Raw genomic sequence first — 13,960 nt, forward strand, 5'->3', positions numbered from 1 at the left:
TATTAATTATGAGAATAATTAATAATAACTTTAGGATATTTAGAGGCTATTTTTAATAAAGATATAGCAGAACCGGTAGGTTTACGTCTTCCTTGTTCCCATTCTTGTAATGTTCTTACATTAACTCCCATAAGTACAGCAAAAGCTGATTGAGAAAGATGTAAGTGTTTTCTGATATCTACTATATCTTCTTTTGTCTCTATTTTCTTTATGTGTCCTTTGCCTAATTTTATATCTTGAATCGATTGCAAAATTTCAGCTCCAATATCTCTTTTTGTGTTCATAACCCTAATTCCTCTTTTATTTTTTTTAAAACAGAAGCCAGGATATTTTCAGCTTCATTTTTTGCATATATGGTTAATAACCATATCTGTTCTTCTTTACTTTTATAATAATAAATTATACGGACACCGCTATGCTTTCCTTGTCCTTTAGTCATCCAGCATATTTTTCTAAGTCCACCACTACCTATTATAACATCCCCTGATTTAGGATGTAGTGACAAGTGCCATTGAAAACTTGCATACTCATCATCTGTAAAATATGAACTCAATAATTTATTAAATAAAGGGGATTCTATATATTCCATATAAACATTATTATGTCAGTGACGTATAATGTCAACAACATTCCTGCAAAAAACCATCTGTATATCTACTTTTGGTTGCTCTTTGAAGATTTTCCTTTATTAGTAGGAGTATTAGATGGTGTAAATGAATTATTATTTATAAAAGCAGTAGGGCTTTGTTTCTTCATTCTATTAATAATTTGTTGTTGTTTAAGATTATTTATCTTTTGTTTTCCGGCTATCCTTATAGATTTAGTAATTTTGGCAGTTTCTACAAATATTTCCTGAGGAGTTTGTAGCTGATCAATTTGCTCGTAATGTTTTTTAAGAAATTCTTCTTTTATCTTTGGTTTTACTCCTTTCAAATCAACATATGTTTTATATAACTTCTTTAATTTTGTTTTAGATTCTTCTATTTGTTTTTTGGAAGATTTTTGAGGAAGTGATTTAATCGCATGCACAAGACTACTACCTATTTCTTTTATAATATTAACTGCAGGAGAAGCTATTTTCTTTATTCCTTCATAAATTTTATTTAACCCGCTAGCAATAACATCTAATATTTTAGGCTCATATTCTTTAGATATAGGGGGTGTATCTTTAATAATATCCCTAGCTTCAGTTAGATTATTAGCTAAATGAAGTAATGCTTTTTTCTCCTCTAACTCAGTAGATTGATTAGCATATAAACTAGCTATATCTGCCTGAACATCTATAGTATCGGTAATTATTGATTTAGTATCATTAAAAGAAAGATCTAGAGGTGTCTTTTTTTGCGTTATAGGGCTGTCTTCTCTTAATTTATCTAGCCTATCACGTATTGCTTGGTCTTTTTGATCATTGAGGTTTTTACTTTTTTGTTCTAGTTTAAGTTCAGATTGCATCTGCTCAATTAGATCGTCTACTTCATTACCGGATTTTTTTGTGGGGATATAAGGTCTATCTTGGAGCTTTGCAAACCTTTCTTCTAATTCTTCAAGTGTTGGAGGAGTGCCTTTAAGTTTTGCTAGTCTTTCTTCTAATTCTTTTATTATTTGATCGTCTTGCTTTTTCTTAGACATAATATACCTCTGTAATAATTCCTAGGCTCTGTGAAAGAAAATTAATAAGATTTTTGCAGTAATAGTTGTTCCTATTTCAAAAAAATCTTATGATTTACAGCAAAAAATAGCAAAAATAGATTAATTTAATTTTCTTTCACAGAGCCTAGTTATTAATAACACAAACTACTAACTAAAATAAAGTATTTTTTAATATGAGTTAAGATAGTAGCTATTAATATATATTAGCTCTATGACCGATTTTTATAACAGCTGCTGTTGATTTTTGAATAGATACACTATAGAATTACACGATAATTCCCAAACCTGTATCTATATAAATTTTTAACTCGCCTTTTAAAGGTTTACCGAGTTCTATAGGATTTTGAGCAAGATATAATTCTACTTTGTCAAGTATTTTTAAAGGGTAGGTAACTCGGCTAATTCTGCACGTGCCTTATTTTCCCATATAACTTTAAACATTTTTCTTTTTTAACCATTCCCTAACTTCGTCAGTAGTGTAAGTTTTAAAATCAGGAGCATTAATTCTTTGTAAAGCAATTTTAGCATCTTCCATATCTTCTTGCATTTCCTATAGATAATATTTAATTGCTTTACGTACTATATACCCTTTTGATCTGTCTAAGTTTTTTGCTGAGCATGCCAAACTATCATTTAGTTCATCTGGAATAGTTAATTAAGTCTTGCCATCTTTTGACCTATATTTAAATTAATAACACATCACGACATATAATAACACGTTATGACACAAACTACAAACTGATATTTATCACCAATAGAAAACACCAAGTTTATATCAATTAGTTATATTATCTGCTGTATTATCTAAGTTTTCACCTGCTATTTTAGTGCTGCTATCTTCAAAATGAAGATGCTGAGTTATCTCGCCTATTATTCCTGCTTTCGCTATTGCTTCAAAAGCAGTACCAGTAAGGTCTTTAACTGTACAAGCTATTTTAAAAAAATGAGCTTTTATATAATTATCTACTTTTACAAGATCATCAGAATTAAAATTCTTTCGTGCTAATAGTATTTCTAATACTTCCTGTTTATGTTTCGATAAACTGTTATATTCTCTAAGAGCAGCATATTCTGTATGTTCTATATTACTTTCTTTGCTAAACTTCTTTTCAATAAATCCAGCAAGCTTACTTAAATGATCTCTTGATATTCTAACATCCCAAATTTCTTGAACTTCAGGAGTCGAAGCTTTATAAGCATTCACAAAATCGTTACCTTATAAATCCTCAAGTCTTTTTATAGAGAGTAATAAATCTTTAATAGCCCCCTTAGTAGGATGGTGTTGTACTAACGAATCAGAACATAACATATCAATATTATCAAGGATTCGTATACCAAACCTAACAAGAAACTTAGACATTTCTATATAGTCAAGTTCATTATCTAAATAATATCTAGCATCAAAAACATCATGCAAAGCAGTTCTTACTTCTATATCCTCAAATTCAGCATGCATATCTGCCCCTCTTTTTAAGAAAAGCTTTGCAGCCTCAATATTATTCCATTGAACAGCAGAATGAAAAGGTGTTCTACTATCTTTAAAAGCTCTTTGATCCACGGTCAAAATATTGTTATCAAGTAAATAATTTATAACATTTAAAGCATCTCCTATTGCAGCCATATTAAGCAAATTTAATATTTCATCACGTTCGTGTATTACAAAATCCGGATTACCTCCATTTCTAATACAATGCTCTATTATAGGTAATAAACTCTCATTTCTAGCAGCTAAAACTACTATTCTTTCTAATGCATAATTTCCAAATATGTGTTGAGCTGCTAATATTTCTTCTTCTGACCAATTATTTTGTTCGCTACCTAATTTAACTAATAATGTTTTTAGTTCTTCTAGCATAATTTTATCTTAACTGCATTACATCATAGTTTATAAATACTTATCCAGCACATCAGACATGATTTTACGAGCTACGGGGGCGGCGGCTTTACTGCCCCCTCCGCCGTGATCAACAAAGACGGTGACGGAATAACGAGGATCGTGATAAGGAGCGAAGCCTAAGAACAAGGCATGATTACGCCTCTCCCAAGCAATAGAGTCGCGGCTTAAATCATCTTTAGCATTTAGTTTGCCTTGTACTTGAGACGTACCTGTTTTACCGGCGAGCTGCCTATTTTCGCCTAAAATTCTATTATAATATGCCGTACCGCCAGCAACATTCACGGTATTATACAAACTTTCTTGGATTATTTTGATATTTTCGGGCTTAATATTGACATTATAAAATTCCGGATCGTTTTTTAATATTCTAGGCGTATATAGCTTGCCGTTACTTGCAATAGCCGTAATAAACCTTGCAAGCTGCATCGGCGTTACCCCTAGAAATCCCTGTCCGATTGCTAAATTAAAACTATCCCCTATTGACCAAGAAAGCTTTAATTTTTTCTTTTTCCATTCTTTTGACGGTACAAACCCGCTATTTTCAGGAGCTAAATCAATACCGGTTTTTGAGCCGAATCCAAATTCTCTTGCAACTTCAAGAATTTTATCCAGACCTACTATTCTTGCTAATTCATACATATAAATATTACAGGAATGCTTTAAAGCAGACATCATATCTATCGTCCCGTGTCCGCTATGATTCCAACATCTAAAGCTATTAGTACCAAGAGCAGAGCTACCGTCACAAAAAACGGTTTTATTAGGGTTAATACCTACTTCAAGGGCTGCAAGTACGGTAATTATTTTAAAAACCGAACCTGGGGGATAAGAATTTTGTATTACCTTATTAATTAAAGGTTTATAGGGATTCCTCGTTAAATTCTGCCAATAATTTTCCGATAATTTACTGAAATTATTTGATTCAAAACCCGGTGTGGAAGCACAAATTAGTATGTTTCCGGTTCTAGTATCCATAACTATTGCCGAAGAACCTTTAGGATTTAAATATTGCTGTATATTTTGCTGAAGAGAAGCATCGATATTTAAATGCATGTCTTCCCCTGATTTAGTAGGGGTTCCTGTTATTTCTCTTACTTGTTTACCGTAAGCATTTACTTCAACTTTTTTATAACCGAATTCTCCTCGTAATTTGTTATCGTAATATTTTTCAATACCGGATTTACCGATATTAAAATCACTTAAACTATGTATATTTAACTCTTGCTTCTCTTGCTCATTTATTTGACCGAGATAACCGATTAAATGAGAAGTAGTGCTTGAAAAAGGATAAAACCTTAAATATCCTATATCAATAAATATCGAGGCCAATTTATGCTTTTGTTCTTCAATCATCGATACTTGCTGCCAATCAAGCTGATCAAGTATTATTAAAGGAGTGTGGCGACTAGATTTTTTAATTTTTTGCTTAATATAATTATATTTTTCCGGAGATAAATTTAAAATATTACTAATTATTTCTAATTCATCCCTATAATTATTATTAATGCTCCTATCTATTACTAGCTGATAACATGGTTTATTAGTAGCTAAAATATTGCCGTCTAAATCGTAAATCCTTCCTCTAGTCGGCGGCAGTACAATAAAATTAATACGATTTTTATCCGATAAAGTCTTATATTCTTCACTTTTAATAAGCTGTAAATAAAACATTCTCATTCCAAGCAGCGATAAAAATCCGAGTTTACCTAATCCGATTATAAAAGCCCTACGTGAAATCAACTCACCATGTAGTATTTTTTTATTTAGCATATTTCTTGAAATAATTCATAGGAGAATCAAGTATAAGACGAATTATATTATAAGAAAATATAGTTGTTAAAAATTGAAAGAAAATTATTAAATATCCGTCTGCTTCTAGCTTCTTGATTGTTACTAGTAAATATTTAAAATTCAATATAAATAAACAATAAACGCAAAAAATAATGAAATTTATTAAATAGTTTTTAGCTACAAAATATTTTGAAGATAATTTATAAATCATATATGCCGATAAAAAAACTAACGAATTTGTACCGATAGGCATACTGCTTATTTGATCTATCAATAGACCGAGAAAAAATATGCTAAAAATATTTAAGGAATATAACGACATAAAATAATAAATAAATATAATTTCCATCGCCGGAAAAATTCTGCTTTGAATATTTATTTTATAACTCACCAACGGAAATAATATTATAAAAAAACATAATAAAGCAACCAGCAATTTTAATATTATTTGTAAGCTATTTTTATATATTTCCTGTTTTAACTTTAACATAAATTATCTTATTTTTTGTCATTGCGAGCGACTGCAAGGAGCGTGGCAATCCAGGAAATAATTAAAAAAATGCTAAAAATTAGCATTTTTTACTGGATTGCTTCGTCAAAACTTACAGTTTTTCCTTGCAATGACAACTCGGTATACACCCAACAACCATATCCACTCGTGTACAAAATATAAATTAATTTTCTATTTTGTACAGTTTTAAAAATAGACTATCCGGCGAATGAGATATTATTTTTCTTGTATTATAACAGAATTTCTTTATATTATCTTAATTAATTAAATTAGATAAATTTATGAAATCAAATATACCTAAAGTAATAACTAATACTGAGCAGGCAAATGGAAACCCAATGAGGTTTAATATAGCTCTTAATACTAAAGTAGATGTAAAATATAACAGGTTTGAGGTCTTAAGTCTATACTACTCCAACCCTTCCCCTTATATACGTTTTACTTCTACAAAGCATGCTGATAAATCATTGATTATAAAAAATTATAAAGAGTTTTCTACCTATAAACAACTATACATACAAGCTTACATAGTGCCTCAAGAGGGTGATAAAATAACTGTCCAAATATTTGAAGTAAGAAATAATACATTTTCTATAGATGAGGATTTTAATATAGAAATATTAGGTATTTCTACAAATTATTTGAATTAGGCTCTATTTAAAAGAACTTACAATAACTCACAATAGCTAGGATTACATCTTTTATCATCACCGCTAAGTTCTGACTCTTCTTGCTCATCGTGATTTGGGGACGTAAGCGTAAATAGTTGTTTTGTTATAATGTTAGGTCTTTTTAACATGGGATCAAAAGACGGAAGACGCCTGATAGCGGTAGTGTTAATAAGTTCATTCGTTATATCTTCATTTTTTGACATAAAAACCTCCTTTTTAGCTTATATACTCGTCATTGCGAGGAAATTTACGGTAGTAAATTGACGAAGCAATCCAGTAATTTTTTCTGGATTGCCACGCAGCCTACACGGCTGCTTGCAATGACAAAATCTATAGTTATTAGGCAATATTTTTAATTTTCAACTTTCCTCTTCACTTTGTTCTATTGGTTCTAAACCATATAAAGATATCATACGTTCAAATACTCTACCAGCAGTAGGGGCAGCCGTCCAGCTTGCTGTTGCAAAGCCAAAGCTTTCTTTAGTCGGTTTTGGTTCATCAAATCTAATAAAAATAACATATTGCGGGTTAGATGCAGGCAGCATACCTAAAAACGATGAAGCTCTACTATTTTTTAGATATTTCTTTTTTCTCCCTGCACCTTGTGAAAGTTTTTCTGCCGTACCGGTCTTACCGCCGATAAGATAGCCTTTGACCTCTGCTCTTTTACCGTTACCTTCTTTTACTACCGATCTAAATAATTTCTTCATTTGGGTAGAGGTATTTTCACTAAAAACTTTTGTACCTATTACTTTTTCATCCTTTCTTTTTAATAAAGTAAGATCATATAAAATACCGCCGTTAACAACCGGTAACATTGCTCTAACAAAATGCAAAGGGCTAATCGAAATGCCGTAGCCGTACGACATAGTAACACTAGTTAACTCATTCCATCTTTTCTCAGAAGGAAATAACGGAGTACCTCGTTCAGGTAATTCTATTTGTAACTGATCTAATAGACCTAATTTCTTTAGGTATTTTTTAAAATTGCTTTTACCGACTTCAAGCATAATTTGACTTGTGCCGATATTTGAAGAATATAGAAAAATCTCAGGTACACTATGCCACCCTTGCCTTGGCGTATAATCCTTAAGCTGGAATCCTCCTACTTTCATATAGCTTATATCATAAGCATCATTCATATTTATTGCACCGGTATCAAAACCGACTGCCATAGTTAATGCCTTAAACACCGAACCCATTTCGTAAATGCCGAGACTTGCTATATTAAACAACTCTTCCGGTTTTGCTAAACTCGGATGATGAGGATCGAAATCAGGCTTATTTACTAATGCTAAAATCTCGCCGTTATTTGGATCGGCAATAATGCCTACTGCCCCTATAGCATTAAATTGCTTTAAAGTTTTATCAATCTCCTCACTTAAAATACTTTGCAGTCTTATATCAATCGATAATTTAAGCGGCTCTTTCTGTTTTCCAGGTTCATTTAATTCATGATCTGAATTAGTTAAATATTTATCGTAAGCGAGTTCTAATCCACTAAGCCCTACCGAATCTCTACCTACATAACCGACAACATGCGATAATAAATTAGAAAACGTATAAATTCGTTTCTGTTCTTCTTCAAATTCAAAACCAAGTAACCCAAGGCTAGTTATTTTTTCTTGCTGACTAGGTAATAAGTCTCTTTTTACCCATATAAAGCTTTTATTTGACTTAAGTTCTGTAAGTAATTTAGCTTTATTAATATCAGGTAGAATTTCTGCTAGCTTTTTTACGGAAGTTTCAGGATCAAGTACTATTTGTGGATTAGCAAATAATGATGCAGAAGGTAGGTTAACGGCTAATAAATTACCGTTTCGATCAACTATTTCTTTTCTAAATTGATTATTTTTTTTAAAAGAACTTTGGTTTTTATCGTAAACATTTGTAGCAACGATTATTAACCTGTAAGATAAAGTACAAAAAAGAAAAGAAAAGCCACAAATAACCATTAATAATCGGATTTTTGTATTCTTACTACAAATATTCCAAATTATCAGACTTTTAATTGTAGATTTCATTTTTCCAAAATTTTTTCATATATTATTTATGGTGTTTTAAGTGGGTAGTGATCCCGTCATTGCGAGGAAAGGCGAAGCCTTGACGCGGCAATCTCATAAAGCAGTATAAAATTCCTGAGATTGCCGCACGGTCTTCGACCGCTTGCAATGATGATTAGATATCCACACAACAAGGCCGACTTGACCACGGTATGACAATCACTTAACTCTACTCGAAACAGTCTGTATATACTTATTATTCGTAATTCTTTTGTAACGCCATTTACTACTCTTTGAAATACTAATATTATGATCAAATTTAATATTTTGATCGATATTTGGCACTAATGGATCTTTTATCATTTGATAAGATTTAACTGTTTCTAATGTTAAGTAAGCTGCTACAAGCTTTTTTAGTCTAGCCGGCGAAAGTAAATAAGCTTGCTCTGCTTTTAAAATATGAATATTATTATTCTCACTATTTATCTGTTTTACAACGCTACTTAATTGATAATCAAGAGTTGAGACTCGCTCCTTTATGCTAAACAAACTACATATTGCTATAATTATTATCAATAATACTAAATAGTGAAACTTTCTTATACTCATAATTAATTACTCATATATCGCTTTTGCTGCTCGAAGTTTTGCCGATCTCGCTCTAATATTTAGCCCTACTTCTTTATCTGACGATGCTAGAGCTTTGTTAGTAATAATCTTAAGCCATTTATTTGGATCAATTGCCATATCATCTTTAGCATATTTTGATCTTGCTATCGGCTTTTCCGAATTTTCTTTAAAAAAATTCTTAACTATCCTGTCTTCTAAAGAGTGAAAAGACACCACAACTAAACGTCCATCTTTCTTTAATATATTTTTTACATTCGCTAAAAACCGCTCTAACTCCCCAAGCTCATCGTTTATATAAATCCTAATAGCTTGAAAGGTTTTAGTGGCAGGATCAATTTTGCTTTTTCTAAATCCTATACTACTCCTAACAATCTCGGCTAACTTGCTTGTACTATCAATTCTCGCCGTTTTTCTATATTCTACAATTCTCTTAGCAATTCTTCGTGAAAAGCTCTCATCACCGTATTTGTAAATTACATCGGCAAGCTCTTTTTCCTCTGCCATATTTACAAATTCCTCAGCACTAAGCCCCTGCCCACTCATACGCATATCGAGTGGTCCGTCATGCAAAAACGAAAATCCTCTATCTGCTATATCTAACTGCATTGATGAAACGCCTAAATCCAGCACTATCCCATCAACTTTTTTTTCCTTAAGCTTTGTAAAGCTATCCGCAAAATTCGTTTCTATAAAATCAAATCTCTCACCATAATTTTGCTTAATTTCTTCGGCTTTTTTAATCACGTGCGGATCACGATCCAAAGATGTGACATAACAGTAACAGCTTTCCAATATTGCTTTGCTATACCCTCCTGCTCCAAACGTACAATCTAAATAAGACTCACCGTCTTTTGGAGCTAAATTTGCTAGCATTTCATTTAGCATTACCGGTATATGAGATTGCAGCATCAATTCGCATTCCTTAGAGTTAAACGCTTTTCATGAGCGATTTTTTGAGCAGAATTTAAATATTTCTCAAAATTCTGCGGCTGCCAAATCTCAAAAATCACCCCCTTACCTACAAAACATGCCTGCTCTTCGATCCCTGCATGCTGCATTAAAGACTGCGGCAATATAACTCTTCCCTCTCCGTCAAACGAAAGCTGCACGGCTTCCCCAAATATTATAGTCTCAAACGCATCACGCTCCTCGGAATAAGGATCAAGCGTCTCGATCATCTGCCTTAATTTCTCGATATGCGAAATACCGCACACTTCTATACAATTATTCCTAATCGACGGATAAGCAATTACACCGTTAAATAGTTCTTTCCCTAGTACCGCACGGTAATTCGCCGGCACCGACACCCTACTCTTTTTATCAACACCATTTACATACTTAGATAAAAATACATTCATTGGGTTAATTTGGGATTTAATGGAAAATTATAGGATATTATAGGAATATAATGGAGTCAAGCGTTTTTAACAAGCATGGGTTAAATTATTAACTTGTGTCTTTATTGTCATCCCGCGACTTGATCGCGGGATCCAGTTAAAATACTAAAATTATTAACATTTTAAGTTGTTTTACTGGATCCTGTGGTCAAGCCACGGTATGACATCGAATGCGTTTTTCGATCCACACAACAAAGTTATGCTGAGCAGGAATGACATAGAATAAAAACTGTCCGATACTATGCTCTTTCTTGCATATCTTAATTACAATAATTTAAAATAAAAAACATAAAACTTTAAAAAATATTGATTTGTTAATTTTTATTATATTAAATCTAAACTAATTATTAATATTTTTTAATAATTAGTTTACTTTTAATATAAATAAAGGTTAATTATACCGTAATTTGAATGTATAGCCACGATACTTAGATCACTCGGAAGTTATCAACCTAACTTTCCTTTACCTTATTTGTTTAATATTGGCGATAAACTATTTACTTCTGTACCCTATCATGCATTTATGAAAGATAATACTACTAATACCCTTATAGATTTTGAAGAATGTGAAGACAACGCAAATTATAGAATTCATAACTGGGCAAGAATTTTAATGAGAAAATGTCCGGAGGAAGCTAAACACACCATTAATCTATAATAAAAGATGGACACAAAATAAGCTTTATATTTAATGATAGTTTTGAAATATTCTCAAATAATACGATTTCTATTTTCGGTGAGCTATACGATGTTATCGGAAATATAATAAAAGATTCAAATATACCGGCTTTTATAGGCTTTAATACTACTGAAGATTGTATTATTAATGCTAACTTTGAAACTAATTTAAGAAACTTTACTTCATATGCTTTAGGGCCAACAATACATACTGCCGGGTTTATGATGTTCGATAAAGAAGAATCAAATATGCCGTCCGGTGATTCTTCAATTACTTCAACATTTTTATCATTCACTAAAGACAGAGTAGTAATAATTTGTTGTGTAATTTTTGCTATATTAGCTATTTTAAAAATACAAGAATATTGTAAAAATAGTAAAAAAACTTTAGACCAAGCTAATGATAATACTTATACGCCGATGGAGCTATTAAGTAAAAAAGAAAATAAGTTTATAGAACATCAAGATAATATATATATATAATCCTGATAAAGATATTTATGAAAAATATAGTACTACCATTTTAGGTTCTGCATCTGAAGTTTAAATTAATTATAGTATATTAAAAAATAATAACCTATAGTGAATGTCATTTAAAAACTTAACCTAATTTATGCTTAAAATACCTATAGATAATATTATTGTATTCATATATCTAATATCTATTCTACTCATTGGTATATATTACCGAGCTAAACATAGTAGTTTTAAGAACTATGCAAATGTCGAAAGTAAAGCGAAAAATAGTAAGCTGTTATTAATAGCTACGATATTTGCAAGCTCTGTCGGAGGTGCTACCACTTTCGGCATTATGGAAAAGGCTTTTTTAGGGCATGAATATTATGCTTATGCTCTTATACTTACAATACCTATAGATATATTAATTGCGATCTATATAGTGCCTTTAATTGCCAAACATTACGGAGCTGAAAGTATCGGCGACATCATGAGTACATATTATGGTAATATCGGTCGTGTTATCGGCGGTGTTAGCTCAGTCATTGTTTCAGTGGGATTTTTGGCTGCACAAATAAGCGTCAGTGGCTATATTTTCCAATATATCTTAGAAATAAATTATGTAAATGGGGTAATTTTAAGTTATAGTATAGTACTTATATATACTACAATAGGCGGTTTACAATCTATTGTTTTTACTAATTTACTACAATTTGTGGCGATGATAATCGCTATACCGACCATAACTTTTATCAGTTTAAATAAAATCGGTTTTGTAGATTTTATTAATAACCTACCTACGGAAAATGCAAATTTTGATCAGAGCAACCTACTTTCTTATACGATTACAGCAGCTTTAAGCTTTAGCGTCATGAATCTATATCCTACATTTATCCAAAGAGCTTTAATTAATAAAAATCCTACGCAAATAACTAAAGCAATATATGCAAAATCCGCTATATATTTTTTCTTCTTGATTTGCATTACTCTAAACGGTTTAATTGCTTATAAGCTTTATCCAAACCAACCATCAAATTTAGTATTACCTTATTTAATCAACCAAATCATCCCGACTTTAATTCAAGGGATAGTAATGAGCGGCCTCTTAGCTGCCGTTATGTCTACTGCTGATTCTGATTTAAATGTTACTTCTATAGCTATTGTTAAAGATATAATCAATCCTATTTTTAAGGTTAAAAATCAGCAAAAATTATTATTAATTGCCCGAATTATTAACGTTATAATAGGAAGTTTTGCGATAATTGTAGCCTTAAAATTTAGTAATGTAATTGATTTAGTAGTGTTCTTTACCGGTTTTTGGGGACCGGTAATATTAGTACCGTTAATAACAACGCTTTTCGGTATCAAAGTAGATCAAAGAATAATGGTCTTATCATCACTCGGCGGAGCAGCTACTTTCTTAATATGGGAATATTATTCTTTATACCTAAAATATTTCAACCTGAAAGGAGTTTTGATAGGAACAATAACTAGTCTGATAATATTTATTTTAGGACGAATTGTCATTGCAAGCGACTGCAAGGAGCGTGGCAATCTAGAAAAATAATAAAAAATTCTGATTTATAGAATTTTTTACTGGACTGCATCGTTAATTACTTCGTAATTTTCCATAGCTCAGACGAAAAAAAAATCGATTCATGCAACAAATACCTATCATTGTGGGAAAGTTTCTAAATTAATGTTATATCTTGTTCCCTTAAGTTCTCTAGTTCTATTAAATGCTTGAATTTCTATTAATTCTTGAAGATCTCTTGTGGTGGTAGCTTTAGAAGTTTTAGTAATATTTACATAATTTTTAGCACTTAAATAAATTTTTCTCTAAATCTAATATATGTAAGTTAGGCCAATCCTTATGCTGCCAATTCCATATCATGAGTTATAACATTAGTTTTTTCTATATGCAACTGATATTTAAAACAGTTATTGCTATTACGTACATAATATAGTACACTTAAGCATATAACTTTTTTAGAGATAATATTGTGGCTATTTACACAAAGGGAAACCGTAGTGATACAATGGTTATCTCAAAAGAAGAATATGAAGGATTGCAAGAGACTTTATATTTATACTCTATTCCAGGCTTAGTAGAAAGAATTCTTGAAGCTAGTAAAGAACCGTTAGAAGAATGTATTAGCCATGAATTTTGGAAATCATGAAACTTAAATTACTAGATTCCTGCTTTTAGCGTTGTTGTATAACTTCTATATCATTCCCGCACGGCGTTGTTGCGTGGATCGAAAAACGCATTTGGT

17 protein-coding genes are annotated in these 13,960 nt (G+C 31.3%); 5 read left to right on the forward strand and 12 right to left on the reverse strand.

Translation table 11 applies throughout. The features are described 5' to 3' along the window. Nucleotides 1–2: 2 nt before the first annotated feature. The 7 genes from AB1146_RS07790 to AB1146_RS07820 all read right to left on the reverse strand — a co-directional run bounded on the left by AB1146_RS07790 (nucleotide 3) and on the right by AB1146_RS07820 (nucleotide 5,828). The gene (locus tag AB1146_RS07790; RefSeq protein WP_010422112.1) at nucleotides 3–284 is read right to left on the reverse strand and encodes a helix-turn-helix domain-containing protein; all 282 of its coding nucleotides are present in this window, start codon (nucleotides 282–284) and stop codon (nucleotides 3–5) included. Then, nucleotides 281–589 (reverse strand): hypothetical protein, encoded by a 309-nt coding sequence (locus AB1146_RS07795; RefSeq protein ID WP_010422110.1) that lies wholly within the window; start codon nucleotides 587–589, stop codon nucleotides 281–283. The genes AB1146_RS07790 and AB1146_RS07795 overlap by 4 nt, the downstream gene beginning before the upstream one ends. A 65-nt stretch (nucleotides 590–654) precedes the next feature. Further along, a complete protein-coding gene (locus AB1146_RS07800; protein ID WP_010422107.1) occupies nucleotides 655–1,629 on the reverse strand; it encodes a hypothetical protein in 975 nt (324 codons plus the stop codon). A gap of 796 nt (nucleotides 1,630–2,425) precedes the next feature. After that, entirely contained in the window at nucleotides 2,426–2,854 is a 429-nt protein-coding gene (locus AB1146_RS07805) for a hypothetical protein (protein WP_010422101.1), read from the reverse strand. 12 nt (nucleotides 2,855–2,866) lie between these two features. Continuing rightward, complete coding sequence (locus AB1146_RS07810) at nucleotides 2,867–3,505, reverse strand: ankyrin repeat domain-containing protein (protein ID WP_010422099.1); 639 nt, start codon at nucleotides 3,503–3,505, stop codon at nucleotides 2,867–2,869. A gap of 30 nt (nucleotides 3,506–3,535) precedes the next feature. Beyond that, entirely contained in the window at nucleotides 3,536–5,317 is a 1,782-nt protein-coding gene (mrdA, locus tag AB1146_RS07815; RefSeq protein ID WP_010422095.1) for a penicillin-binding protein 2, read from the reverse strand. Then, on the reverse strand, nucleotides 5,307–5,828 hold the full coding sequence (locus AB1146_RS07820) for a hypothetical protein (protein WP_010422092.1): 522 nt from the start codon (nucleotides 5,826–5,828) through the stop codon (nucleotides 5,307–5,309). The genes mrdA and AB1146_RS07820 overlap by 11 nt, the downstream gene beginning before the upstream one ends. A gap of 302 nt (nucleotides 5,829–6,130) precedes the next feature. Here AB1146_RS07820 and AB1146_RS07825 point away from each other — a divergent pair, with 302 nt between their 5' ends. Continuing rightward, the gene (locus AB1146_RS07825) at nucleotides 6,131–6,499 is read left to right on the forward strand and encodes a hypothetical protein (RefSeq protein ID WP_010422087.1); all 369 of its coding nucleotides are present in this window, start codon (nucleotides 6,131–6,133) and stop codon (nucleotides 6,497–6,499) included. Nucleotides 6,500–6,516: 17 nt separating this feature from the next. On the opposite strand, the gene AB1146_RS07830 is transcribed toward AB1146_RS07825, so the two are convergent. From AB1146_RS07830 to mraZ, 5 genes are all read right to left on the reverse strand, one after another. Next, nucleotides 6,517–6,723, reverse strand: a complete 207-nt coding sequence (locus tag AB1146_RS07830; protein ID WP_010422084.1) for a hypothetical protein — start codon at nucleotides 6,721–6,723, stop codon at nucleotides 6,517–6,519. 156 nt (nucleotides 6,724–6,879) lie between these two features. Next, the gene (locus tag AB1146_RS07835) at nucleotides 6,880–8,544 is read right to left on the reverse strand and encodes a peptidoglycan D,D-transpeptidase FtsI family protein (protein ID WP_029374772.1); all 1,665 of its coding nucleotides are present in this window, start codon (nucleotides 8,542–8,544) and stop codon (nucleotides 6,880–6,882) included. Nucleotides 8,545–8,742: 198 nt separating this feature from the next. After that, nucleotides 8,743–9,132: a hypothetical protein gene (locus tag AB1146_RS07840; RefSeq protein ID WP_010422078.1), complete on the reverse strand. Its 390-nt coding sequence runs from the start codon at nucleotides 9,130–9,132 to the stop codon at nucleotides 8,743–8,745. A gap of 6 nt (nucleotides 9,133–9,138) precedes the next feature. Next, complete coding sequence (gene rsmH, locus AB1146_RS07845) at nucleotides 9,139–10,062, reverse strand: 16S rRNA (cytosine(1402)-N(4))-methyltransferase RsmH (protein WP_355404504.1); 924 nt, start codon at nucleotides 10,060–10,062, stop codon at nucleotides 9,139–9,141. Continuing rightward, complete coding sequence (mraZ, locus tag AB1146_RS07850; RefSeq protein WP_010422069.1) at nucleotides 10,062–10,511, reverse strand: division/cell wall cluster transcriptional repressor MraZ; 450 nt, start codon at nucleotides 10,509–10,511, stop codon at nucleotides 10,062–10,064. Before mraZ ends, rsmH begins: the two co-directional genes overlap by 1 nt. Before the next feature lie 562 nt (nucleotides 10,512–11,073). On the opposite strand from mraZ, the gene AB1146_RS07855 reads away from it, so the two are divergent. The 4 genes from AB1146_RS07855 to AB1146_RS07870 all read left to right on the forward strand — a co-directional run bounded on the left by AB1146_RS07855 (nucleotide 11,074) and on the right by AB1146_RS07870 (nucleotide 13,864). Next, nucleotides 11,074–11,208, forward strand: a complete 135-nt coding sequence (locus tag AB1146_RS07855; RefSeq protein WP_269572119.1) for a hypothetical protein — start codon at nucleotides 11,074–11,076, stop codon at nucleotides 11,206–11,208. A gap of 242 nt (nucleotides 11,209–11,450) precedes the next feature. Beyond that, entirely contained in the window at nucleotides 11,451–11,711 is a 261-nt protein-coding gene (locus AB1146_RS07860; RefSeq protein ID WP_156790176.1) for a hypothetical protein, read from the forward strand. Nucleotides 11,712–11,841: 130 nt separating this feature from the next. Further along, complete coding sequence (locus tag AB1146_RS07865) at nucleotides 11,842–13,251, forward strand: sodium:solute symporter (RefSeq protein WP_010422061.1); 1,410 nt, start codon at nucleotides 11,842–11,844, stop codon at nucleotides 13,249–13,251. A 436-nt stretch (nucleotides 13,252–13,687) separates the two neighbouring features. Next, a complete protein-coding gene (locus tag AB1146_RS07870) occupies nucleotides 13,688–13,864 on the forward strand; it encodes a type II toxin-antitoxin system Phd/YefM family antitoxin (RefSeq protein WP_010422058.1) in 177 nt (58 codons plus the stop codon). Nucleotides 13,865–13,960 lie beyond the last annotated feature (96 nt).

Origin of the sequence: Rickettsia helvetica, assembly GCF_963970025.1 — a bacterium.
GTDB classification, from domain to species: domain Bacteria; phylum Pseudomonadota; class Alphaproteobacteria; order Rickettsiales; family Rickettsiaceae; genus Rickettsia; species Rickettsia helvetica.

Coding starts and splice junctions, on each gene's coding strand:
- AB1146_RS07790 (WP_010422112.1), bottom strand. CDS start 284: ATGAACACAAAAAGAGATATTGGAGCTGAAATTTTGCAATCGATTCAA.
- AB1146_RS07795 (WP_010422110.1), bottom strand. CDS start 589: ATGGAATATATAGAATCCCCTTTATTTAATAAATTATTGAGTTCATAT.
- AB1146_RS07800 (WP_010422107.1), bottom strand. CDS start 1,629: ATGTCTAAGAAAAAGCAAGACGATCAAATAATAAAAGAATTAGAAGAA.
- AB1146_RS07810 (WP_010422099.1), bottom strand. CDS start 3,505: ATGCTAGAAGAACTAAAAACATTATTAGTTAAATTAGGTAGCGAACAA.
- mrdA (WP_010422095.1), bottom strand. CDS start 5,317: ATGCTAAATAAAAAAATACTACATGGTGAGTTGATTTCACGTAGGGCT.
- AB1146_RS07820 (WP_010422092.1), bottom strand. CDS start 5,828: ATGTTAAAGTTAAAACAGGAAATATATAAAAATAGCTTACAAATAATA.
- AB1146_RS07825 (WP_010422087.1), top strand. CDS start 6,131: ATGAAATCAAATATACCTAAAGTAATAACTAATACTGAGCAGGCAAAT.
- AB1146_RS07830 (WP_010422084.1), bottom strand. CDS start 6,723: ATGTCAAAAAATGAAGATATAACGAATGAACTTATTAACACTACCGCT.
- AB1146_RS07835 (WP_029374772.1), bottom strand. CDS start 8,544: ATGAAATCTACAATTAAAAGTCTGATAATTTGGAATATTTGTAGTAAG.
- AB1146_RS07840 (WP_010422078.1), bottom strand. CDS start 9,132: ATGAGTATAAGAAAGTTTCACTATTTAGTATTATTGATAATAATTATA.
- rsmH (WP_355404504.1), bottom strand. CDS start 10,062: ATGCTGCAATCTCATATACCGGTAATGCTAAATGAAATGCTAGCAAAT.
- mraZ (WP_010422069.1), bottom strand. CDS start 10,511: ATGAATGTATTTTTATCTAAGTATGTAAATGGTGTTGATAAAAAGAGT.
- AB1146_RS07855 (WP_269572119.1), top strand. CDS start 11,074: ATGAAAGATAATACTACTAATACCCTTATAGATTTTGAAGAATGTGAA.
- AB1146_RS07860 (WP_156790176.1), top strand. CDS start 11,451: ATGATGTTCGATAAAGAAGAATCAAATATGCCGTCCGGTGATTCTTCA.
- AB1146_RS07865 (WP_010422061.1), top strand. CDS start 11,842: ATGCTTAAAATACCTATAGATAATATTATTGTATTCATATATCTAATA.